This is a genomic window from Cellulomonas olei (assembly GCF_039548315.1).
Taxonomy (GTDB): domain Bacteria; phylum Actinomycetota; class Actinomycetes; order Actinomycetales; family Cellulomonadaceae; genus Cellulomonas.
Map to the genome: position 1 here is coordinate 95,002 of NZ_JBCLVN010000009.1, position 22,334 is coordinate 117,335.

The 22,334-nt window shown below is 73.5% G+C and carries 21 protein-coding genes, 1 tRNA gene and 1 pseudogene; 11 read left to right on the top strand and 12 right to left on the bottom strand.

What is annotated here, in order from left to right; genetic code table 11:
- Nucleotides 1–30 precede the first annotated feature (30 nt).
- Nucleotides 31–534, bottom strand: a complete 504-nt coding sequence (locus tag AAHH18_RS05125) for a hypothetical protein (protein ID WP_343300843.1) — start codon at nt 532–534, stop codon at nt 31–33.
- A gap of 62 nt (nt 535–596) precedes the next feature.
- Between AAHH18_RS05125 and AAHH18_RS05130 the strand changes: the two genes are divergently transcribed.
- Nucleotides 597–670 (top strand) — tRNA-Ile (locus tag AAHH18_RS05130).
- Nucleotides 671–935: 265 nt separating this feature from the next.
- Nucleotides 936–2,459: a peptide MFS transporter gene (locus AAHH18_RS05135; protein WP_283320724.1), complete on the top strand. Its 1,524-nt coding sequence runs from the start codon at nt 936–938 to the stop codon at nt 2,457–2,459.
- Between the two features lie 88 nt (nt 2,460–2,547).
- Here the strand turns inward: AAHH18_RS05135 and AAHH18_RS05140 are convergent, their stop codons facing one another.
- The 9 genes from AAHH18_RS05140 to AAHH18_RS05180 form a co-directional block, all read right to left on the bottom strand.
- On the bottom strand, nt 2,548–3,312 hold the full coding sequence (locus tag AAHH18_RS05140) for an SDR family oxidoreductase (RefSeq protein ID WP_283320725.1): 765 nt from the start codon (nt 3,310–3,312) through the stop codon (nt 2,548–2,550).
- 264 nt (nt 3,313–3,576) lie between these two features.
- Entirely contained in the window at nt 3,577–4,893 is a 1,317-nt protein-coding gene (locus tag AAHH18_RS05145) for an aspartate aminotransferase family protein (RefSeq protein WP_343300817.1), read from the bottom strand.
- A gap of 191 nt (nt 4,894–5,084) precedes the next feature.
- On the bottom strand, nt 5,085–6,251 hold the full coding sequence (locus AAHH18_RS05150; RefSeq protein WP_283320727.1) for an ABC transporter substrate-binding protein: 1,167 nt from the start codon (nt 6,249–6,251) through the stop codon (nt 5,085–5,087).
- Nucleotides 6,252–6,369: 118 nt separating this feature from the next.
- Complete coding sequence (locus AAHH18_RS05155; RefSeq protein WP_343300818.1) at nt 6,370–7,140, bottom strand: ABC transporter permease; 771 nt, start codon at nt 7,138–7,140, stop codon at nt 6,370–6,372.
- On the bottom strand, nt 7,137–7,988 hold the full coding sequence (locus AAHH18_RS05160) for an ABC transporter ATP-binding protein (protein ID WP_283320729.1): 852 nt from the start codon (nt 7,986–7,988) through the stop codon (nt 7,137–7,139). Before AAHH18_RS05160 ends, AAHH18_RS05155 begins: the two co-directional genes overlap by 4 nt.
- The gene (locus AAHH18_RS05165; protein ID WP_343300819.1) at nt 7,985–8,932 is read right to left on the bottom strand and encodes an ABC transporter permease; all 948 of its coding nucleotides are present in this window, start codon (nt 8,930–8,932) and stop codon (nt 7,985–7,987) included. The genes AAHH18_RS05160 and AAHH18_RS05165 overlap by 4 nt, the downstream gene beginning before the upstream one ends.
- Nucleotides 8,929–9,960, bottom strand: a complete 1,032-nt coding sequence (locus tag AAHH18_RS05170; RefSeq protein WP_283320731.1) for a TIGR03842 family LLM class F420-dependent oxidoreductase — start codon at nt 9,958–9,960, stop codon at nt 8,929–8,931. Before AAHH18_RS05170 ends, AAHH18_RS05165 begins: the two co-directional genes overlap by 4 nt.
- Nucleotides 9,961–9,989: 29 nt before the next feature.
- Entirely contained in the window at nt 9,990–11,423 is a 1,434-nt protein-coding gene (gene hydA / locus AAHH18_RS05175; protein ID WP_343300820.1) for a dihydropyrimidinase, read from the bottom strand.
- A gap of 32 nt (nt 11,424–11,455) precedes the next feature.
- On the bottom strand, nt 11,456–12,304 hold the full coding sequence (locus AAHH18_RS05180; RefSeq protein ID WP_343300821.1) for a nitrilase-related carbon-nitrogen hydrolase: 849 nt from the start codon (nt 12,302–12,304) through the stop codon (nt 11,456–11,458).
- Between the two features lie 217 nt (nt 12,305–12,521).
- Here AAHH18_RS05180 and AAHH18_RS05185 point away from each other — a divergent pair, with 217 nt between their 5' ends.
- From AAHH18_RS05185 to cofD, 5 genes are all read left to right on the top strand, one after another.
- On the top strand, nt 12,522–13,919 hold the full coding sequence (locus AAHH18_RS05185; protein ID WP_343300822.1) for an aminotransferase-like domain-containing protein: 1,398 nt from the start codon (nt 12,522–12,524) through the stop codon (nt 13,917–13,919).
- Nucleotides 13,920–14,235: 316 nt separating this feature from the next.
- Nucleotides 14,236–15,246 carry a putative F420-0 ABC transporter substrate-binding protein gene (locus AAHH18_RS05190; protein WP_343300823.1) on the top strand — a complete coding sequence of 337 codons (1,011 nt, stop codon included), beginning with the start codon at nt 14,236–14,238 and terminating at the stop codon, nt 15,244–15,246.
- 7 nt (nt 15,247–15,253) lie between these two features.
- Nucleotides 15,254–16,375, top strand: coding sequence for a putative F420-0 ABC transporter permease subunit (locus AAHH18_RS05195; protein WP_459349089.1), 1,122 nt, complete (start codon nt 15,254–15,256; stop codon nt 16,373–16,375).
- Nucleotides 16,366–17,175 carry a putative F420-0 ABC transporter ATP-binding protein gene (locus AAHH18_RS05200; protein WP_343300824.1) on the top strand — a complete coding sequence of 270 codons (810 nt, stop codon included), beginning with the start codon at nt 16,366–16,368 and terminating at the stop codon, nt 17,173–17,175. Before AAHH18_RS05195 ends, AAHH18_RS05200 begins: the two co-directional genes overlap by 10 nt.
- Nucleotides 17,172–18,149, top strand: a complete 978-nt coding sequence (gene cofD / locus AAHH18_RS05205; protein ID WP_343300825.1) for a 2-phospho-L-lactate transferase — start codon at nt 17,172–17,174, stop codon at nt 18,147–18,149. Before AAHH18_RS05200 ends, cofD begins: the two co-directional genes overlap by 4 nt.
- Before the next feature lie 54 nt (nt 18,150–18,203).
- On the opposite strand, the gene cofC is transcribed toward cofD, so the two are convergent.
- Both cofC and AAHH18_RS05215 read right to left on the bottom strand, forming a co-directional pair.
- Complete coding sequence (gene cofC, locus AAHH18_RS05210; protein ID WP_283320738.1) at nt 18,204–18,884, bottom strand: 2-phospho-L-lactate guanylyltransferase; 681 nt, start codon at nt 18,882–18,884, stop codon at nt 18,204–18,206.
- Nucleotides 18,885–18,909: 25 nt separating this feature from the next.
- Nucleotides 18,910–19,275: an iron chaperone gene (locus tag AAHH18_RS05215; RefSeq protein WP_343300826.1), complete on the bottom strand. Its 366-nt coding sequence runs from the start codon at nt 19,273–19,275 to the stop codon at nt 18,910–18,912.
- A gap of 208 nt (nt 19,276–19,483) precedes the next feature.
- Between AAHH18_RS05215 and AAHH18_RS05220 the strand changes: the two genes are divergently transcribed.
- The 4 genes and pseudogenes from AAHH18_RS05220 to AAHH18_RS05235 all read left to right on the top strand — a co-directional run bounded on the left by AAHH18_RS05220 (nt 19,484) and on the right by AAHH18_RS05235 (nt 22,311).
- Entirely contained in the window at nt 19,484–19,705 is a 222-nt protein-coding gene (locus AAHH18_RS05220; protein WP_343300827.1) for a hypothetical protein, read from the top strand.
- A 60-nt stretch (nt 19,706–19,765) separates the two neighbouring features.
- Nucleotides 19,766–19,861: pseudogene (locus tag AAHH18_RS05225) on the top strand (HhH-GPD-type base excision DNA repair protein); the annotation flags it as partial.
- 126 nt (nt 19,862–19,987) lie between these two features.
- Complete coding sequence (locus tag AAHH18_RS05230; protein WP_343300828.1) at nt 19,988–21,586, top strand: P-loop NTPase family protein; 1,599 nt, start codon at nt 19,988–19,990, stop codon at nt 21,584–21,586.
- Nucleotides 21,587–21,732: 146 nt separating this feature from the next.
- On the top strand, nt 21,733–22,311 hold the full coding sequence (locus tag AAHH18_RS05235; protein WP_343300829.1) for an HhH-GPD-type base excision DNA repair protein: 579 nt from the start codon (nt 21,733–21,735) through the stop codon (nt 22,309–22,311).
- Nucleotides 22,312–22,334 lie beyond the last annotated feature (23 nt).

The following is a 22,334-nucleotide window of genomic DNA, read 5'->3' on the forward strand; positions in this document are numbered from 1 at the left end:
TCCCGCGGGCACCCGCGCGGAGGTCCGGGGTCAGCCCCGCAGGCCCGCCTCCGCCCGGACGCGGGCCTCCGCGGCCTCGAGGAGGTCCGCCACCGCCGGGTCGTGCAGGTCCACGCGCCCCGTGCCGATGACCTGCGTGAACAGCTCGTCGCCGTCACCACGCCGCAGCGCGACCCGCACCGGCCCCGCGCCCGGGACGGTCACCGTCTCGACGTGCACCACCGAGGACTGCACGCGCTCCCGGAACGTCTGCGCGAACGCCACCGGCAGCGGCGGCGTCAGGGCCAGCTCCTCGACCGACCCCGTCACCCAGTGCACGGTGATCGCGGCCGGCTCCGGCGCGAACGACGCGCGGTCGACGTCCGACCACGGGTGCCGCTCGACCTCCTGCGCGCCGACGACGTGCAGCGCCCGCCGGGTGGCGACCAGCCAGCGGCCACCGGACGCCTCCGCCCACGCCAGGACCTTGTCGCCGGACGGCAGGTCGAGGGACCGGCGGACGTCGTCGGGGAGCGCGCGGCGGCGCGAGAACATCGGCACGGGCACACACCGTAGTCCGCGCAGCTGGGAGCGGCCGGTACCCTGGCCGCCAACCGGGGCCAGTAGCTCAGCCGGTCAGAGCAGCGGACTCATAATCCGTCGGTCGTGGGTTCAAGCCCCACCTGGCCCACGCCCGACCGCGTCCTGCCCGCGCGCGGCCGCCTGCGCCCGCCTCGGCGCGGCCCCGCCCGCACGCCCGTGACCTGCGTCACCGCCGGCGCGGTCGATCACCGCAGATGCCACGGACGACTCCGCACCGGGGACCTTCGTCTTGCCGCCCCTCACGTCGTGGCCACATGCTGGACGGCGGGTCCCGCCGGAACGGCGCGAGCCCCGGGGCCCAGGGGTCGCGGGACCTGCGCACGTCCGGCACGACGAGTGCAGGAGACGACACGATGACCACCCCCTCGACCCCGCAGGGGCGCGCGGCCGGCGAGCTGGCGGGCGACCGCGCGTTCTTCGGCCACCCGCGCGGGCTCATGACGCTGTTCACCACGGAGCTGTGGGAACGGTTCAGCTACTACGGGATGCGCGCCATCCTGCTGTACTACCTGACGGACGCCGTCGCGGACGGCGGCCTCGGCATCGGGGAGCGCACCGGCCTCGCGCTCGTCTCGATCTACGGCACGAGCGTCTACCTGCTGTCCGTGATCGGTGGCTGGCTGGCCGACCGCCTGATCGGGTCGCGCCGCGCGACGCTCATCGGCGGCGTCGTCATCGCGGCGGGACACGTCTCGCTGGCGCTGCCCGCGGCGACGATGTCGTACCTCGGCATCGCGCTCGTCGCGCTCGGCACCGGACTGCTGAAGCCGAACGTGTCGAGCATGGTCGGCGACCTGTACGCCCGCGACGACGAGCGGCGCGACTCCGCGTTCTCGATCTTCTACATGGGCATCAACATCGGCTCGTTCAGCGCGCCGTTCCTGGTCGGGGCGGCGCGGTCGTGGGGCGGCTACCACGCCGGGTTCCTCGTCGCCGCGGTCGGCATGGCGATCGCGCTGGTGTTCTTCGTCGCCGGCGGCCGGTACCTCGGCCGGGCGGGCGGCACGGCGCCGAACCCGGTCCGCCCCGAGGAGCACGCGGCGCTGCTGCGGGGGCTGCTCGTCATCGTGCTGGCGGTCGTCGCCGTGGCCGCGGTCGCCGCGCTGGTGTCCGGCGGGTTCAACCTGGACACGTTCATCGACACGATGTCGTACCTGGCGTTCCTCGCCCCGGTGGCGTACTTCGTGGCGATGTACCGCTCCCCGAAGGTCACCGACGCCGAGCGCCCGCGCGTGGTCGCGTACATCCCGCTGTTCGTCGCGGCGATGCTGTTCTGGATGATCTTCGAGCAGGCGGCCACCACGCTCGCGGCGTTCGCGCAGAACCGCACCGAGCTGTCGTTCTTCGGGATCACGATCAGCCCGGAGTTCTTCCAGTCCGTCAACCCGCTGTCGATCATCCTGCTCGCGCCGGTGTTCGCGTGGATCTGGACGAAGACGCACGACCGGCCCCCCACCGCCACGAAGTTCGCGATGGGCCTGGGCCTGGCGGCGGTGTCGTTCCTCGTGATGTCCGCGGCGTCGGCGATGATCGGCGACGGCAAGGCGCCCGCGTGGGTGCTGGTGGTCGTCTACGTCGTGCAGACGCTGGGCGAGCTGTGCCTGTCCCCCGTCGGCCTGGCCGCGACGACGCTGCTCGCCCCGCGCGCGTTCCGCACGCAGGCGATGGCGGTGTGGTTCCTCGCACCCGCCGCGGGGCAGGCGATCACCGCCCAGCTCATCACGGCCACGGAGGGCGCGTCCGACACGGCCTACTTCGGCGGGATCGGCGGCGTCGCCCTGGTGTTCGCGCTGCTGCTGCTCGCGCTCTCGCCGTGGGTGACGCGGCACATCCGGCACGCGGACGAGCTCGAGCGCGCCGGGGCCGCGGGGGCGTGACCCGGACGGGCGCTCCGGCGGGCGGCTGACTCCCGCCGGGCCGTCCGGTCGGCGCCCGGGCCTCGGGCGCCGACCGGACGTGACGCCCTCAGGCGTCGCGGGCGATCTGGGTGTTGCTGACCTGGGCGCGCGGCCGGACCACGAGCGTGTCGATGTTGACGTGGTGCGGCCGCGTGAGGGCGAACGCGATCACGTCGGCGACGTCCTCGGCGAGCAGCGGCTGGTAGCCCTCGTACACCTTCGCGGCGCGCGCGGCGTCGCCGGCGAACCGCACGAGCGAGAACTCCTCGGTCGCGACGTTGCCGGGGGCGATGTCGATGACCCGCACCGGCTCGCCGATGAGCTCGAGGCGCAGCGTCGTCGTGAGCATCCGCTCCGCGTGCTTGACGCCGGTGTAGCCCGCACCGCCCTCGTAGGGGGCGATCGCGGCGGTCGACGTCACGACGAGCACGTCGCCGCGGCCGCTGGCCTTCAGCGCCGGGAGCAGCGCCTTCGTCACCCGCAGCGTGCCGAGCACGTTCAGGTCGTACATCCGGCGCCAGCCCTCGACGTCGGCGTCCGCCACCCGGTCCAGGCCCAGCGCGCCGCCGGCGTTGTTCACGAGCGACGTGAGGCCGCCCGTGGCCTCGACGTGCGCGACGAGCCGGGCGACGTCCTCGTCGGACGTGAGGTCGGCGGGGAACGCCTCCGCGCCCGTCTCCTCCGCGAGGGCGGCGAGCCGGTCGGCGCGGCGCGCCACGGCGACGACCTCCCAGCCCTCGGCGCGCAGCCGGCGGACGGTGGCGGCACCGATCCCGCTGGACGCGCCGGTGACGACGGCGCGGAGGGTGGTGCCGGGGGTGGTGCTGGACATGCGGAGGTCCTTCCGTGGTGGTGGCGACGACTGTACCGACCCCCCGTCGCCCGCCCCCCGGAGCCGCCGAGGTCGTCAGCTCCGGCCGAGGTCGTCATCCTCACCTGACGACCTCGGCCCGACCTGACGACCTCGCGCAGGGGTGGTCCGCGGCGAGGTCGGCAGCTGCGGGTGCCGAACTCGCACCGGAGGTGCCGAGCTCGCGGGCTGGTGGGGTGGGCGGGACGGGTGGGGTGGGACGGGACGGGTGGGACGGGTGGGGGGCTAGAGGGTGGCGTCCAGGGCGGTGAGGGCGGCGTCGTAGATCGCGAGGGCGCGGGCGACCTCGGTGTCCGTGACGACGCACGGCGGGACGACGTGGATGCGGTTGTCCTGGACGAACGGGAGCATGCCGCCGGCGAGCAGCGCGGACTTCACGGCGCCCATCGCCGCCGCGGGCACGGGCTCGCGGGTGGCGGGGTCGGTGACGAGCTCCAGGGCCCAGAACACGCCGGTCCCGCGCACCTCGCCGACGCTGGGGTGCGCGTCCGCGAGCGCCCGCAGGCCCGGGCCGAGCACGTCCGTGCCGATGCGCGCGGCGTTCTCGACGATCTTCTCGTCCTCCATCGCCTCGATCGTCGCGACGACGGCGGCCATCGCGAGCGGGTGCCCGGAGTAGGTGAGCCCGCCGGGGAAGACGCGGTCGTCGAACACGGCGGCCACGGCGTCGGAGATCACCACGCCGCCGGCCGGCACGTAGCCGGAGTTGACCCCCTTGGCGAACGTGATGAGGTCCGGGACGACGTCGTGCTGCTCGAACGCGAACCACGAGCCGGTGCGCCCGAACCCCGCCATGACCTCGTCGAGGACCAGCAGGATGCCGTGCCGGTCGGCGATCTCCCGCACGCCCGCCAGGTAGCCGGGCGGAGGCACGAGCACGCCCCCGGTGCCGACGACCGTCTCGAGCAGGATCGCGGCGATCGACGCCGGACCCTCCGACGCGACCACCCGCTCGAGGTGGTGCAGCGCGCGCTCGCACTCCTGCTCCGGGGTGGTCGCCCAGAAGTCCGACCGGTACAGGTACGGCCCGAAGAAGTGGACGTGCCCGCGGGCGTACTCGTTGGGCACCCGCCGCCAGTCGCCGGTCGCGACGACGGCCGCGCCGGTGTTGCCGTGGTACGAGCGGTAGAACGACAGGATCTTGTCCCGGCCGGTCGCCTGGCGCGCCATCCGGATCGCGTTCTCGTTCGCGTCCGCGCCGGCGTTGGTGAAGAACACCTTGGAGAAGCCCTCGGGCGCGTGCCGCAGGATCGCCTCAGCAGCCCGGCCGCGCGGCAGCACGGCGTGCGCGGGCGCGACGGTCGCGAGCCGGCCCGCCTGCTCGGCGATCGCCGCGGTGACCCGCGGGTGCTGGTGGCCGATGTTGGTGTTGACGAGCTGGCTGCTGAAGTCGAGCATCGTGCGCCCGTCGGCCAGGTGCACCTCGCACCCGGACGCCCCGTCCACCACGAGCGGTGACAGCGAGCCCTGCGCGGACCAGGAGTGGAACACGTGCGCGCGGTCGAGCTCGAGCGCGAGCCGCCCGTCGGCGTCGAGAGTCATGGCTGCGGTGGCCTTTCGAGTCGGTGAGGGTCCAGGACACGCCGGTCGCAGGGTCCGCCGCTTCGGCGTGTCCTGGACTCTCGGCGCGGGGCTGGGGTGGGTGCGGGCGTGCGGGGCGCGGGTGCGCGGGTCCGGGGCCCCGCGGGTCGGCCCGGGCCGCGGACGGACGGTCCGCGGCCCGGGTCGCCCGGTCAGTTCCCGCCGGGCTGCAGCTCGACCTCGATGGGCTCGAAGTCCGCGCCCTCGACGTCGACGCCCTCGGCGGTGAGCTCGTCCAGCGCCTGCTGCACGTACTCGTTGGAGTAGGCCGTCTCCGGCGGGTCGGCCGTGATGATGGTCGCCCCGGTCTCGTTGGACGTCTGCTTGGCCATCTCGACGGTCGCGTCCCACGCGTCGGTGTCGATCATGCCGATGCCGCCGGCCGTGGACGGCCAGATGAGCTTGTTGACCTCGTTCGTCATCCAGAGCTGGTGGCTGGTGCCGAGCGTCGAGCCCGCGGCGGTGACGATGTCCGCGGCCTCCTGCGGGTTGTCACGGGCGTAGATCCAGCCCTCGATGGACGCCTTGATGAACTTCACCGTCGTCTCGGCGTAGTCCGGGTCGTCGGCGAGCCGGCCCGCGTCCGCCCAGATGGCGTCCTGGAGCATGGCGGTGCCCTCGTCGTTCCAGTCGATGACGGAGAAGTCCTCGGGCGTGTAGAGCTCGCCGGTCTCGGGGTTCTCGGTCTCCAGCAGCTGGGCGTACTCGTTGTACGTCATGGCCTGCGCGGCGTCGATGTCGCCCGCGAGGAACGCGTTCATGTCGAACGCCTGCTGGACGATCTCGAAGTCCGTCACCCCGGCCTTGTTGAGCCCGGCGAACAGCTCCCACTCGTTGCCGTAGCCCCAGGACCCGATCTTCTTGCCCTCGAGGTCGGCGACGGAGTCGATGCCGGCGTCCGCGAACGAGACCTGCAGCGTCGCGGAGCGCTCGAAGATCTGCGCGACGTCGGTGATGTTCGCGCCCTGCTCGATCGAGCCGAGCACCTTCGGCACCCACGCGATGGCGTAGTCGACCTCCCCGTTCGCGAGCGCGTCCTGCGGGACGATGTCGCCGCCGCTCGGGATGATCTCGACGTCGAGGCCCTCGTCCTCGTAGTACCCCTGGTCCAGCGCGGCGTAGTAGCCGGAGAACTGGGCCTGGGTCAGCCACTGGAGCTGGAGCTTCACCGGTGTGAGCTCACCGGACGCCGACGTCTCGTCGCCGCCGGACCCCGCCGTGTCGTCGTCGGACCCGCTCGAGCACGCGGTGAGCGCGAGCGCCGCCGCGAGCCCGAGCGCGCCGGCCCCTGCCCACGCGCGACTCCTGGAGTTCCTCATGTCATCCCCTTCCGTCCTGCCTCTGACCTGCGTGACTGGCCCTCCTGACGCCGTCGGCAGGAAGGGGTTGGCCGGCCCGCGGAACCCCCGGCCGCGGGACGTCTGGTGGCGGGGCGCCTCAGGTGGTGGGCGCCCCGCGGCTCCCCCGCCGCTCGATGGCGAGGGTGACCCCGTAGAACAGCAGCCCGACGACGACGCCGCCGAGCACGTACGCCCACGCGCGGGCGTAGTTGGACCCGGCCGCCGCGGTCGTGATGAACGACCCGATGCCGCTGCGCGGACCGCCGAAGTACTCGGCGACGATCGCGGAGATGACCGCGAGCGAGGACGCCATGCGCAGGCCGGTGAACACGAACGGCAGGGCCGTCGGGATGGTGACCGCCCGCACCGCCTGGCGGGGCGTGGCCGCGTAGGCCCGCATGAGGTCCCGGTGCACGGGCCGCACCTGGCGCAGGCCGCGCAGCGTCGTGACGAACACGGGCACCGCGACGGCGATCGCCACGACGATCTGCCGGCCGGTCTCCACCGAGGCGCCGTACATCGTGTACAGCACCGGGGCGAGCGCGACGATCGGCACGACCGCGAGCGCCGCGACGACGGGGTTGAGCAGCGCGTCGACGGTCCGCACGGCCGAGGCGAGCAAGGCCGCCGCGATCGCGACGACCGCGCCGAGCACGAGGCCGACGAGCGCGTTGGTGCCCGTGACGAGCGCCGCGGACGCGATGGTCGGCAGGTACGTCGTGAACTCCCCCGCGATGGCCGTCGGGCTGGGCAGCAGGAACGCCGGGACCTCCCCGACGACGACCACCGCCTGCCACGCCGCGAGCAGCGCCGCGGCGAGCAGCACGGGCGCGGCGCGGTGCAGCGCGCGCGACCAGCCGCCGCTCACCGGGTCTCCACCCCGCGGCTCGGGACGGTGCCGGCGCCACCGTGCAGCGCCTCGCGCACCGCGGTGACGGCCGCGAAGTACGCCTCGTCCTCGCGCAGGTCGTCCCCGCGCTCCCCCGACCGCCCCAGCCGGACGTCGACGATCCCCGCGATGCGCCCCGGGCGGGCGGACATCACCACGACCCGGTCGGACAGGAACACCGCCTCGGGGATCGAGTGGGTGACGAACACGACGGCCGCCTGCGTCTCGGCGCAGATCCGCACGAGCTCGGACTGCAGCCGCTCGCGGGTCATCTCGTCCAGCGCGCCGAACGGCTCGTCCATGAGCAGCAGGCTGGGCCGCTCGGCGAGCGCCCGGGCGATCGCGACGCGCTGCTGCATGCCGCCGGAGAGCTGGTCCGGGAAGTGGTCCGCGAAGTCGGTCAGGCCGACGAGCGCGAGCATCTCGTCCGCGCGCTCCCGGCGGGCCGCGCGCCCGACGCCGTGCAGCGACAGCGGCAGCTCGATGTTGGCCCGCACCGTCCGCCACGGCAGGAGGCCCGCCTGCTGGAACGCGATGCCGTAGTCGTGCCCGAGCCGCGCCTGCTCCGCCGTGCGGCCGAACACCGAGATCGCGCCGCCGGTGGGCCGGTCGAGGTCGGCGACCAGGCGCAGCAGGGTGGACTTGCCGCAGCCGGACGGCCCGATGAGGGACACGAACTCGCCCGCGCCGACGGTCAGGTCCACGTGCTCGAGCGCGACGACCTCCCGGTCGCCGCCCGAGGAGAACACCCGGGACACGCCGCTGACCTGCACGGCCGGCGCGGTCGTGGGCGCCGCGCCCGGGGACGTCACCGCCGGGGCCGTCACGCGGCCACCTCCGCCCGGCGGAACCGGCCCAGGCCGGTGCCGAGCAGGGCGACCGCCCCGGAGGCGACCAGGCCGAGCAGCACGGCGCCGAAGATCGGCGCCCACGGCTTGGCGGGGTCGCTGCTGGCGAAGTTGGCGAACTCGAGGATCATGCGTCCGATACCTCCGGGCATCCCGGTCGAGACCTCCGCGACGACGACGCCGAGCACGGCGCTCGTGGCCGCCAGGCGGAGGGCGGGCAGCAGGTGCGGCACGCTCGCGGGCAGCCGCAGGCGCACGAGCTCCTGGGTCCACGAGGTGGCGTAGGCCGCGAACAGGTCGCGGTGCAGGGCGTCCGGGGAGGTCAGGCCGCGCAGGGCGCCGACCGCCACCGGGAAGAACGCCAGGTAGGAGGCGATGACCGCCACCGACATCCAGGGCTCCCAGGTGAACCCGAGCTCGAGCTTGGACCCCCAGCCCTTGACCAGCGGCGCGAGGGCGATGAGCGGGACGGTCTGGCTCAGCACGACCAGCGGCAGCACGGCCGACCGCGCGATCCGGAACCGCGCCATGAGCAGGGCGAGCAGCAGGCCGACGACGACCCCGATGACCCAGGACACGGCCGCGATCCGCAGGCTCGTGCCCCCGGCGCGGAGCACCGCCAGCCACAGCGGGTCGGCACCCGGCTGGGCGGTGAGCGGCTCGCCCAGGCGGGCGAGCATGTCGGTGACGTGCGGCATCGCGAGGTCCGTGGTGCGCGGCAGCACCAGGCGCTCCCCGATGCTCCAGCCGGTGTCCGGGACCACGGCCTTGACCAGCTCCCAGACCGCGGCGAGGAGCACGAGCGCCACGAGGCCGAGGGCCACCGGCCGCAGCGCGCGCACGGGACGCGGCCACGCCCGCCGGGCGCGGGGCGCCGGTGCGGCCGCCGCGGTCACCACCGCCGCGTCGACGCCGGCCGTCATGCCGTCGCCACCACGTGCTCGGCCATCGCGGGGATGACGCGCTCGCCGTACATCCGCAGCGTCTCGTCCTTGTTGTCGTGCTGCAGGTACCCCGCGAACTGCGTGACGCCGAGCTCGCGCAGCGCCTGCAGCTTCTCGACGTGCTCGCGCGGGCTGCCGAGCAGGCAGAACCGCTCGACGATCTCGTCCGGGACGAACTGCGTGTGCGAGTTCCCCGCGCGGCCGTGCTCGTTGTAGTCGTAGCCCTGCCGGCCGGCGATGTAGTCGGTCAGCGCCTTCGGCACGGACGACCCCTGGCCGTACTTCGCGACGATGTCCGCGACGTGGTTGCCGACCATGCCCCCGAACCACCGGCACTGCTCGCGCATGTGCGCGCGGGCTGCCGGGGAGTCGCCGTCGCCGACGTACATAGGGGCCGCGACGCAGAACTTGATGGCGTCGGGGTCGCGCCCCGCCGCCTCCGCGGAGTCCCGCACGGTGCGGATCATCCACGCCGCGATGTCCGGGTCCGCGAGCTGCAGGATGAACCCGTCCCCGACCTCGCCGGTGAGCTTGAGCGCGAGCGGGCCGTACGCGGCCACCCACACCTCCAGCTCGGACCCCTTCGACCACGGGAACTGGACCGTGCGGCCGTTGTGCTCGACCGCGCGGGAGTTGGCGAGCTCCCGGATCACGTGGATGGACTCGCGCAGCGTCGCGAGGTTCGACGGCTTGCCGGCCAGCGTGCGCACCGCCGAGTCGCCGCGGCCGATCCCGCACACGGTGCGGTTGCCGTACATCTCGTTCAGCGTGGCGAACGACGACGCGAGCACCGTCCAGTCCCGGGTGGCCGGGTTCGTGACCATCGGGCCGACCTTGACCTTGCGGGTCGCGGCCAGGATCTGCGAGAACACCACGAACGGCTCCTGCCACAGCAGGTGCGAGTCGAAGGTCCACACGTAGTCGAACCCGTGCGTCTCCGCCTGGCGAGCCAGGTCCACCACGCGCGACGCGGGCGGGTCGTTCTGCATGACGACGCCGAACTCCATGCCGGGTCTCCTTCCTGCGGTGGGGACGGTCAGATGAGGTACTGCGACAGGCCGCGCTTGACGTACTGCCCGTGGCCCACGCGGCCGAGGAACGCGCCGCCGTCGACGACGACCTCGCCGCGGGACAGCACCGTGTCGACGTGGCCGTCGACCTCGAAGCCCTCCCAGGCGGAGTAGTCCATGGCCATGTGGTGGGTCTTCCCGACGCCGATGGACGTGTGGCCGTCCGGGTCGTAGACCACGACGTCCGCGTCCGCACCGGGTGCGAGAACGCCCTTGCGCCCGTACATGCCGAACATCCGCGCGGGCGTGGTGCAGCAGATCTCCACCCAGCGCTCCAGCGAGATCTCGCCGGTGACGACGCCCTGGTACAGCAGGTCCATCCGGTGCTCGACGGAGCCGATGCCGTTGGGGATCTTCGAGAAGTCGCCGATCCCCATCTCCTTCTGGTCCTTCATGCAGAACGGGCAGTGGTCGGTCGACACGAGCTGCAGGTCGTTGGTCCGCAGCGAGTTCCACATCTGGTGCTGGTGGCCCTCGTGCTTCGAGCGCAGCGGGGTCGAGCACACCCACTTCGCACCCTCGAAGTCGCCCCACTCCTTGCCCTGCGCCGCGAGGTGGTCCTCCAGCGACAGGTACAGGTACTGCGGGCAGGTCTCGCCGAACACGTTCTGGCCGCGGTCGCGCGCCTGGGCGATCTGCTCGGCCGCCTGCTTCGCCGACACGTGGACGACGTACAGCGGCGCGCCCGTCAGGTCCGCCAGCATGATCGCCCGGTGGGTGGCCTCCTCCTCGGCCTGCCACGGCCGGGAGACCCCGTGGTAGTACGGCGTGGTCTCGCCGCGGGCCAGGTGCTGCTGCACGAGGGTGTCGATGACCGACCCGTTCTCCGCGTGCATCATGATCATCGCGCCGTTGTCCGACGCCTTCTGCATGGCCCGCACGATCTGGCCGTCGTCGGACAGGAACACGCCCTTGTAGGCCATGAACAGCTTGAAGCTGGTCACGCCCTCGGCGATCAGCTCGTCCATCGCCTGCAGCGACGAGTCCTGGACGTCGGACAGGATCTGGTGGAACGCGTAGTCCACCGCACAGCTCCCGGCCGCCTTGGCGTGCCACAGCGCGTACTGGTCGAGCGGGTTCTCGTGCGGGTACTGCACGACGAAGTCGACGATCGTGGTCGTCCCGCCCCAGGCCGCCGCCGTCGTGCCGGTGGCGAACGTGTCGGAGGCGAACGTGCCGCCGAACGGCATCTCCATGTGCGTGTGCGCGTCGATGCCGCCGGGGATCACGTACTTGCCGGTCGCGTCGATCACGCGGTCGACCGTGGCGCGCAGGTCGACGCCGAGCGCCGTCGAGCCGGGCTGCAGCAGGGCGACGATCGTCTCGCCGTCGATGAGCACGTCCGCGGCGCCGCGGCCCGTCGCGTTGACGACGGTGCCGCCGGTGATGAGGGTCTTCATGCGGGCTCCTCGCAGGTCCGGGCGCGGCGGGGTCAGGGCGCGACGATGGGGCCGTAGGCGTCCGGCCGGCGGTCGCGGAAGAACTGCCAGCGCTCGCGGGTCGTGCGGATCTGGTCCAGGTCGAGGTCGCGGATCAGCAGCTGGTTCTCCGAGGAGGAGCCGACCTCGCCGACGTAGTTGCCGTCCGGGCCCACCGCGTACGACGAGCCGTAGAAGTTGACCGCCTCGTCGCCGTACTCGTTGTCCTCGAGCCCGACGCGGTTGTTCGCGATGACGAAGTAGCCGTTGGCGATGGCCGCGGCCGGCTGCTCGACCTCCCACAGCTTGTTCGAGATGCCGGGGGCGGTGGCGTTCGGGTTGAACACGATCTCGGCGCCGTTCAGCGCGAGCACCCGCCAGCCCTCCGGGAAGTGCCGGTCGTAGCAGATGTTCACGCCGATCCTGCCGACCGCCGTCTCGAACACCGGGTACCCGAGGTTGCCGGGACGGAAGTAGAACTTCTCCCAGAACTTGGGCAGGTGCGGGATGTGGTGCTTGCGGTAGGTGCCCAGCAGCGTGCCGTCCGCGTCGATGACCGCGGCCGTGTTGTACAGGACGCCCGGCTGGTCCTCCTCGTAGATCGGCAGCACGATGACGATGCCCAGCTCCTTGGCCAGCGCGCTGAACCGCTCGGTGGTCGGACCGGGGATCGTCTCGGCGTACTCGTAGTACTTCGTGTCCTGCGTGATCCCGAAGTACGGGCCGTAGAACAGCTCCTGGAACCCGATGACCTGCGCGCCCTCGGCCGCGGCCTTGCGGGTCCAGTCCTCGTGGAGCTGGATCATCGACTCCTTGTCGCCCGTCCAGGTGGCCTGGGTGAAGGCGACGCGCACGACTGCCATGTGAAACCTCCGCTGGATCGTCCCGAGCCGGGGGGCTGCCGCGTCCTGCGCGCCGGCTGCTCGACCCCGATGGGAATGTGACTGTGGGGGTTGAACATTTCCGCGGCGTTTCTGCCCGTTTCGGTGCCGAGAACACGTATGACGGGGCTGTAAACACTGCGCCGCGGGCCCCGGCACCGGTGCGGCGGGCGCCCGTGCGGGGGGCACGATGACCGCCATGGACGTGGCCCAGCACGTGGAGGACCGCAGTCCCCGGGGGATCGCCGCCGCCGTGTCGCGGCTGGTGCGCAGCGGCGAGCTGCGCCCGGGCGACCGCCTGCCCACGGTCCGGCGGCTCGCGGCGGACCTCGGCGTCAGCCCCGCGACGGTGTCCGGCGCGTGGCAGGCGCTGGCCGCCGTCGGCCTGGTGACCTCCCGCGGGCGGGCGGGCACGGTCGTGCTGCCCGAGCCGGCCGCGTGGCTGCCCCCGCGCTACCGCGACATGGCCGCCGGCGGGCGGGCCGCGGCCGACCCCGCGGCGTCGGCGGCGGTGCGCCCGGCGGTCCGGCTCGACCTGTCGACCGGCACGCCCGACCCGGACCTGCTGCCCCCGCTGGAGCGGTCGCTCGGGCGGGTCGCCGCCGCCACCCCCGCCGCCGGCACGGGCACCTACCTCGGCGCGCCCGTGGTCGAGCCGCTCGAGCGCCTGCTGCGTGCCTCGTGGCCGTTCACGCCGCAGCGCGTCACCGTCGTGGACGGCGCCGTCGACGCGATGAGCCGCACGCTCGAGCAGCTCGCCGGGTTCGGCGACCGCGTCATCGTGGAGGACCCGTCGTTCCCGCCGATCTTCGACCTGTGCGACCAGCTCGGCCTCGAGCGCGTCCCCGTCCCGCTCGACCGGCACGGCCTGCGCCCCGACGCCCTGGAGGCCGCGCTGCGCACCGGTGCGGAGGTCGTCGTCCTGCAGCCGCGGGCGCACAACCCGACCGGCGTCTCCATGACGTCGACGCGCGCCCGGGAGCTCGCCGCCGTCATCCGCCGGCACCTCGCGGCGACGCCGGGCGCCGACGTGCACGTGATCGAGGACGACCACTCCGGGGAGATCGCGTCCTCCGCGGACGTGTCGCTCGGGACGTCGCTGCCCGACCGCGTCGTGCACGTGCGCTCCTACTCGAAGTCCCACGGGCCGGACCTGCGGATCGCGGCCGTCGGGGGGCCGGCGGGCGTCCTCGACCGGGTCGTCGCGCGCCGGATGCTCGGACCCGGGTGGACCAGCCGGCTGCTGCAGCGGCTGCTCACGGACCTGCTCGTCGACGGCGAGGCGCTCGCGGCGGTCGCCCAGGCCCGGCGGATCTACTACGCGCGGCAGCGGGCGCTGACGACCGCGCTCGCGGAGCACGGGCTGGAGGTGCACCCCGGCGACGGCATCAACGTGTGGGTGCCCGTCGCCGACGAGGCCACCGCGCTCGTGCGGCTGGAGGCCGCGGGGATCAAGGTCGCGCGCGGTCGGCCGTTCCGGGCGGTGCCCCCGCCGGACGGGCCCGGGCACGTGCGGGTCACGGTCGGCGCCCTCGCGGGCGGGCCGGACGTGGTCGCGCGCGTGGCCCGCGCCCTCGCGCTGGCCGCGGGCCCCTGACCAGCCGGGGCGGGACGCGCGGGACGGGCGGGACGCGGGGTCGGCAGCGGGCGTAGGGTGGGCCCCGGACCAGGCCGGACGTTGGCCTGGACGTCGCCGCCCGCGCATGGGCGGCGCAGCCACCGGGCGCGACGTGCACCCTCCCCCGACCCGCCGCAGCGGACCCCCCGGTCCCGCGCGGGCCGTCCAGCGTCCACCGTCGGACCGCGGCACCCGCCGTCCGGCCTGCGAGCGCCGGCACCGGCCGCCGCGGGCCGCACCGCGACGCCGCCGCGGGCCGACCGCGCGACGTCGCCGCACCCTCTCAGGAGCCCCTGTGCGCAGCACCCGCCGTCTCGTCCTCGCCGTCCCCGCCGCCGCCCTGGCCCTCGTCCTCGCGGCGTGCGCCGGTGACCCGGCCGAACCGGGCGTGTCGCCCGGCGGCCCGACCGCGTCGTCGACCGGCGCGGCCTTCACCCCCGTCACGCTCGACAACTGCGGCACCGACGTCACGGTCGACACCCCGCCGGAGCGCGTGGTCGCGATCAAGTCCACGTCGATCGAGACCATGCTCGCGCTCGGGCTGCAGGACCGCCTGGTCGGCACCGCGTTCGCCGACGGCCCCGTCCCCGACGAGTGGGCGGACGCCTACGACGCCGTGCCGGTGCTGTCGGACAAGGTCCCCGGCCAGGAGGCGCTGCTGGAGGTGCAGCCCGACTTCGTCTACGCGGGCTGGGAGTCCAACTTCTCCGACGACGGCGCCGGCGAGCGCTCCGCCCTGCAGGGCCTCGGGATCGGCACGTACGTGTCCCCCGCCGCCTGCAAGGAGGAGGGCTACATGCCCGACCCGCTCACGTTCGAGGGCCTGTTCGACGAGCAGCGGGAGATCGCCTCGGTGTTCGGCGTGACGGACCGCGCGGAGGACCTGATCGCCCAGGAGCAGGAGCTGCTCGACTCCGTCACGCCCCCGGCGGAGGAGACGACGGCGCTCTGGTACTCCTCGGGCACCGACACCCCGTACGTCGGGGCGGGCATCGGCGCCCCGCAGATGATGCTGGACGCCGCGGGGCTGACGAACATCTTCGCGGACGTCCACGACACCTGGACGTCGGCCGGCTGGGAGCAGGTCGTCGCCGCCGACCCCGACGTCATCGTGCTGGTCGACGCGTCGTGGAACACCGCCGCGTCGAAGATCGAGCTGCTGGAGTCCAACCCCGCGACCTCCCAGCTCACCGCCGTCCGGGAGCACCGCTACCTGACGCTGCCGTTCCCCGCGGCGGAGGCGGGCGTCCGCAACGCCCAGGCCGTCGTGAGCCTGTCCGAGCAGCTCGCGGACCTGGAGGGCTGACCCGGCCGTGACCGTCGACCGCCGCCCGGCACCCGCCGCGCCCGCCGCCCCCGCCTCCCGGCCGGGCCGGACCGCCGCGCCCCCGCCCGCCCGCGCACCCCGGCGCCCGCCGCTGCTGCCCGTGCTCGGCGTCGGTCTGCTGCTGCTCGTGGCGACGGTGCTGGTCTGCGTCACCATCGGGCCGGCGGACATCGCGGTGCCGGACGTCGCCCGGAGCATCACCGGGCACCTCGGTCTCGGTCCGGCCGCGGGCGCGGACGGCGGCGTGCCGGTGCTGACCGACGCGATCGTCTGGGACCTGCGGCTGCCGCGCGTGCTGACGGGTGCGGCGGTCGGCGCCGGGCTGGCGCTGGCGGGCGCGGTCATGCAGTCGCTGACGCGCAACCCGCTGGCCGACCCCTACCTGCTGGGCCTGTCGTCGGGGGCCTCGCTCGGCGCCGTGGCGGTGCTGGTGGTCGGGGTCGGCCTGCTGCTGCCGGTCGCGGCGTTCGCGGGGGCCCTCGCCGCGCTGGTGGCGACGCTGAGCCTGGCGCGCGTCGGTGGCGTGCTGACGCCGGGGCGCGCGGTGCTGGCCGGCCTCGCGGTGTCGCAGCTCGCGGCGGCGGGGACGTCGTTCGTCATCTTCTGGTCGGCGACCGGCGACTCCTACCGGGAGATCCTCAACTGGCTGCTCGGGTCCCTGGCGGGGTCGACGTGGCAGTCCGTGGCGATCGCGGGGGTGGCCCTGCTGGTGGTCGGCACGGTGCTGGTGGCGTCGGCGGTCCGGCTGGACGCGTTCGCGTTCGGCGACACGGCGGCCGCGGCGCTCGGCATCGACGTCGACCGCACCCGGTGGACCCTGATGACGCTCGTCGCGCTGCTGACCGGCGCGATGGTGGCGGTCAGCGGGTCCATCGGGTTCGTCGGCCTGGTGCTGCCGCACGCCGTGTCGGCCCTCACCGGGCCCGCGCACCGGCGGCTGCTGCCGGTCGCCGCCGTCACGGGCGCGATCTTCCTGGTGTGGGCCGACACGGGCGCGCGGACGCTGTTCGACCCGCGCGAGCTGCCGGTGGGCATCGTGACCGCGCTGATCGGGGTGCCGGTCTTCGCGGTGCTGCTGCGACGAGGGAGGGGCAGCGCGTGGACGTGAGCATCGCGGGCGTCGGCGTCCGGCTGGGCGGCCGCTGGGTGGTGGACGGCGTGGACGCCACGCCCCCGCCCGGCGCGCTGACGGGTCTGCTCGGGCCGAACGGCGCGGGCAAGACGACGCTGCTGCGCCTGGTCGCCGGGCTGCTGGACCCGGAGGCCGGGTCCGTGCTGGTCGACGACGCGCCGGTGCACGCCCTCGGCCGCCGGGAGCGGGCGCGCCGCATCGCGCTGCTGGAGCAGGAGTCGTCGTCGACGGTGCCGCTGACCGTGCGGGAGGTGGTCGCGCTCGGCCGCATCCCCTACCGCACGCTGTGGGGGGCCGACGCCGACGAGCAGGCCGTCGACCGGGCGCTGGCCGCCGCGGACGCCGCGCACCTGGCGGACCGGCCGTGGTCGGCGCTGTCGGGCGGCGAGCGGCAGCGGGTGCACATCGCGCGGGCGCTGGCCCAGGAGCCCGACCTGCTGCTCCTCGACGAGCCCACCAACCACCTGGACGTCAGCGCGCAGCTGTCGCTGCTGGCGTTCGTCCGCGACCTCGGCCGCACCACCGTGGCCGCCCTGCACGACCTCAACCTCGCGGCCGCCTACTGCGCGCACGTCCTCGTGCTCGCGGAGGGCCGGCTGGTCGCGGCCGGCGACCCCCGCGACGTGCTGACCGCGGACCTGGTGCGCCGGGTGTACGGCGTCGACGCCGAGGTGATGACCCACCCGCGCACCGGCCGCCCCGTCATCGCGTTCGGCGACGCCGGCCCCGCCGCCCCCGCCGACCGCCCGCTCGCCGCCGTCGAAGGAGCCCGATGAAGGTCACCGTCCTGTCCGGCGGCGTGGGGGGCGCCCGGTTCACCCGGGGGCTGCTGGCCCTGCTCGACGACGACGCCGACGTCACCGTCGTCGCGAACACCGGCGACGACATGTGGCTGCACGGCGTGCGGGTCTGCCCCGACCTCGACACGCTGATGTACACCCTGGGCGGCGCCGTCCACGAGGAGCAGGGGTGGGGCCGCCGCGACGAGTCGTCACGCGTGTCGGCGGACCTCGCCGCCTACGACGTCGGCTGGGAGTGGTTCACGCTCGGCGACCTGGACCTCGCGACGCACCTCGCCCGCACGCAGTGGCTGCGCGAGGGGCTGACGCTGTCGCAGGCGACGGAGCGGCTGTGCCGGCGCTGGGGCCTGGCCGCGCAGGGCGTCCGGCTGCTGCCCATGGCGGACGAGCCCGTCGAGACGCACGTCCGCGTCGCGGGCGGCGAGCTGCTGCACTTCGAGGAGTGGTGGGTGCGCCACCGCGCCGCGCTTCCGGCGCTCGCGTTCGTCCAGGTGGGCCTCGAGGCCGCCGCCCCGGCGCCCGGCGTGCTGGAGGCGATCCGGGACGCGGACGTCGTCGTCGTGCCGCCGTCGAACCCCGTGGTCTCGGTCGGCACGGTCCTCGCCGTCCCGGGCGTCCGCGAGGCGCTCGCGACGACACCGGCGCCGGTCGTGGGCGTGTCCCCGATCATCGGCGGCGCGCCGGTGCGCGGCATGGCCGCCGAGTGCCTCGCGGCGATCGGCGTCGAGGCGACCGCCGAGGCCGTCGCCCGGCACTACGGGCTGCGCGGCGGCCCGTCCGACGGGGCGCCCGGCGTGCTCGACGCCTGGCTGCTCGACACGGCCGACGAGGACGCGGTCGGGCGGCTGCGGGCGGGCGGCTGGCGGGCCGCAGCCGCGGACACCCTCATGCGGGACGTGCCGACGACCGCCCGGATCGCCGCCGCCGCGCTGGCGCTGGTCAGGCGCTGACGCGGTGACCCCCGGGACCGGAGGCCGCGACCGTCCGGTGAGGTGCGCCGCCGCTCAGTCCAGCGGCAGCGGCGCCAGGCGACGCAGCAGCGCGCCCGTGCGCCCGCCGACGCCGCGGCCGGCCAGCGCCGCGAGGTCGGCCGGCACGTCGACGTCGTGGCGCAGCGCGGATCCCGCCGGCACGTCGAGCACCACGTGCCCCGCCGCGGCGTGCGCGGCGGCCGACCCCCCGCCGAACCGCGGCTCCACCCCGGCGCCCGGCGCCGCGGTGAGCAGCGTCGTCCCCGTGCCGTCCGCGTCCGGCAGCACCGCGAGCGGGTGGGCCTCGGCGTCCCCGAGCACGGCGTCGAGCTCGGCGGGGTCGAGCCCCGGCAGGTCGCCCAGCAGCACGCCGGCGTGCGCCGTCGGGGCCTCGGCGCGTGCGGCGGCCACCCCCGCGGCGACGGCCCGGTTCAGCGCGTGCCAGCCGCCGGGCGGGTCGGCGGCACCGGCCGCCGGCTCGGGCAGCACCCGGACCCGCGGCAGCGCGCCGGCCGCGGCGGCGACCTCGGGGTCGGCGGTCACGACCACCACCCGGGCGACGCGCGGCGCGGCGAGCACGGCGTCCACCGTGTCGAGCGCCATCGCCCGCACCAGGGCCGCGCGGGCTCCGGGCTCCAGGACGTCCGCGAGGCGCGACTTGCCGCGGCGCGCGTCCTTCACGGGCACGACGACCACCCACCGACCGACCAGCACGCAGGCACCCTACGCGCCCGCGGCCTCAGCCCCGCGCCCGGCCCAGCGCGGCGTCGATCTCCGCCCGCCGCCCCTGCACCAGCGCGTCGAGCGCCCCGTCCGGCAGCGGCCGCCCGACCGTGAACCGGATGCCGCCCTTCGTCGCGTCGAACCCCTCGAGCGTCGCCAGCACCGCCGCCGTGACCTCCGCGCTGAACGGGTACGCCGTGCACCCGCGCGACCCCGTCACCACCGCGATCAGCGGCCGGCCGCGGTACCGGTACGCCGCGAGCCCGTAGGACCGCCCCTCCTCGACCTCCGGCACCGCCGCGCGGACCCGGTCGAGCAGCCGCCCGACCACCTCGCGCTCGGCGCCGTCCAGCGTCGCCAGGTACTCCGCCACCTCGCCCACCCGCCGCTCCCCTCTCCTCGCTGCGTCCTCCTCGCTGCGTCCCGACGATCGTCCTCCCCGGCGCGGCGCCTGCCCAGCACCGCCCGCGCGCGCCACCACCCGCGTGCGGCGCGTCTCACCCGGACGGGCGCTGCACCGCCCCGCTGCCCGGCCGATGGGAGAGGTGGACGCGGACGCACCGGGCGGGCACGCGACGGGAGGTGGGGACGTGGGCCGACGCCAGCGCGCGATGTCCGTGCTCACCCTCGCCGGCTGCCTGGCGGGCATCGTCGCGATCCCGCTGGGCTGGGGCGCGCACGAGCCGCCGCGGTTCTGCCGCACGGCCGCCGAGTGCCCGGACCTGCGCTGGCCCACCGGCACGGCCGTCCCGGCGCCGGGCGACACCCTCCCCGGCGGCGGCGTGGACCCCGTCGCCGCGGCCCTGCCCTGACCACACGCACCGCCTCGCCGCGCCCGTGACCCGGTCCCGGCGGGGTGCGACGATGAGGGCATGACGCTCTGGCTCACCGGCGACCCCGAGGCGGACGACCTGCTCGACGCGGACCCGTTCGCGCTCCTGACCGGCATGCTCCTCGACCACAGCATCCGTTAACCATGGAGCGCGCGATCGGCCTCGCCACCTAGCCGTCAAGCAGCAAGAGGCACGAACTCGGCCGCAGCCACCGCGGTCCGCGGTAGTCTCCGCCCACGCCTCAACTCTTGGAGCATTCACGTGAGCGATGCGACACCTGGGAACCTCATCAACGATCCGCGGCTCGCGCGGGCCGTCAGCAACATCACGGACCGCTCGGAAAAGCAGCGGGACCTTGAGGTTCTCAAGGACACCTACGTTGACACAGGTGTACTACAGCAGGTCGCCAACGATGCGAACCAGATCCTCTACGGACGTCGCGGTACCGGAAAGACGCACGTTCTCCAGGTCTTGGGCGCGGAACTAGCAGATCAGCAGGGATCGCACGTTATCTATCTCGACGTTCGAGTCCTCGGAAGCGCGCACACATTCCTCGATGAAACCAAGCCGGTCGCCGAGCGTTGCGTAGCAGTCTTCAAAGACCTGCTTTCCCTAATCCAGCACAAGCTCCTGGAGATTGTCACCTCACCAGACTCGGACGGTCGCGGCTTACAGGAAGTAAGCGATTTCGCGGACGTGGTAACTCGCAAGACGGCAGAGGTGAATTCCCGCACAATCACCGATCGAGCCGCTCACACTTCCGAGAGTGGCGCGGTCGCGGATGTTAGCCTATCTCCGCAGAAGACCGGCTTCGGGATCAATGCCACCGATAAGGCGATTGACTCCACCGCGAGGGAGGTGGAGTACACCGAAGCGCTTCGCCAGTCCCTCGTCTTCAGTGAGGTGTTCATCATCCTGGAGCGGGCCCTTACGGCGATCGGTGCAGACCGACTGACCCTACTCATCGACGAGTGGACATCGCTCCCTGTCGACCTCCAGCCCTTCATCGCCGAGTTCATGAAGCGATCGCTATTCCCCAGCAATCGAATCACGGTGAAGATCGCTTCGCTGGAATATCGTTCGCGATTCACGCTGGCGCGGCCCGGAAACCCGATCGGGTTCGAACTTGGCCCTGACATAAAGGCGAACTTGGATCTTGACGACTATTATGTGTACGAGCGAAACCCCGAGAACGTTGTTAACGTATTCCACGAACTGCTCTACAAGCACGTGACGTCTGGCATGGGCGAAGAGACCCTCAGGCAGTACGGGGTACGTGACCCCGTGTCGTTCCGCTCACGCCTGTTCACCGAGCGCGCTACGTTCGTCGAGCTTGTCCGTGCCGGAGAGGGGGTCGCTCGAGATTTCTTGGGGATCTTCAGCTCGGCATTCTTTAAAGCCAAGACTACCGGCAGACAGAAGATCGACCTCAACTCGGTCGAGGAGGCCGCGCGAGACTGGTACGAGACAGACAAGTCGACCGCCCTTTCGGATGCTCAGCGAACGGCGCTTCACCGCATCATCTCCGACGTCATCGGCAACCGACAGACCAAGATGTTTATGCTCTCGCGCGAGCATGCAAGTAACGCGATGGTGCAGTCCCTCTTCGATCTTCGCTTGATCCACTTGATGTCGCGCGGATACAGCGACAAGGAGAACCCGGGGCAGCGCTACAATATCTACGCCCTAGATTATGGCACATACGTCGACCTAAAACGCACCAAGGCAGAACCCGGCGACTTCATCACCGAAGAAGAGACCGATACCGATGCTCGCGCCGACCGAATCGTCCCCTTCGCTGACAAGCGCAGCATCCGACGAGTGATTCTCCAGACGGAGATTTTTGACGACCTTCTCTGATGGTCACGACAGACCCTCGTGCGGTTCAGCTTGATCCTTGATGAGGTCACCGAGCCACACGCACCGACGAGTTCCCTGGAGGTAGGCTGCTAGGCCAACCCACGGCGGACGATGCGCGAAATGGCCAGGAAGGCGAAAATGTGAGCATGCCTGACAAGTTGTGGCTTACCGGTGATCCGACGGCTGACCGACTCCTCGATCAGGACCCTTTCGCGCTGCTTCTGGGCATGCAACTCGACCAGCAGGTCACGATGGAGTCGGCCTTCGCCGGCCCGGCGAAGATCGCCGCGCGCATGGGCGGGTTCGACGTCCACCGCATCGCCGAGGCCGACCCCGACGAGTTCGCCGCCCTGTGCGCGACGCCACCGGCGGTGCACCGGTTCCCCGGCTCGATGGCGGGGCGCATCCAGGCGGTCGCGCGGGCGGTCGTCGACGCGTACGACGGCGAGGTCACCCGGCTGTGGACCGACGGCGACCCCGACGGCGCCACCGTGCTGAGACGCCTGAAGGCGCTGCCGGGGTTCGGCGACCAGAAGGCCCGCATCTTCCTGGCCCTGCTCGGCAAGCAGCGCGGCGTCGAACCCGCGGGCTGGCGGGAGGCCGCCGGGGCGTACGGGGACGACGTGCCGCGCTCGATCGCGGACGTGCGCGACCCGGTCTCGCTCGGCGAGGTCCGCGAGACGAAGAAGGCCGCGAAGGCCGCCGCGCGCGCCGCCCGGGCCTGAGCGCCGGTGCGGGTGCGGGTGGG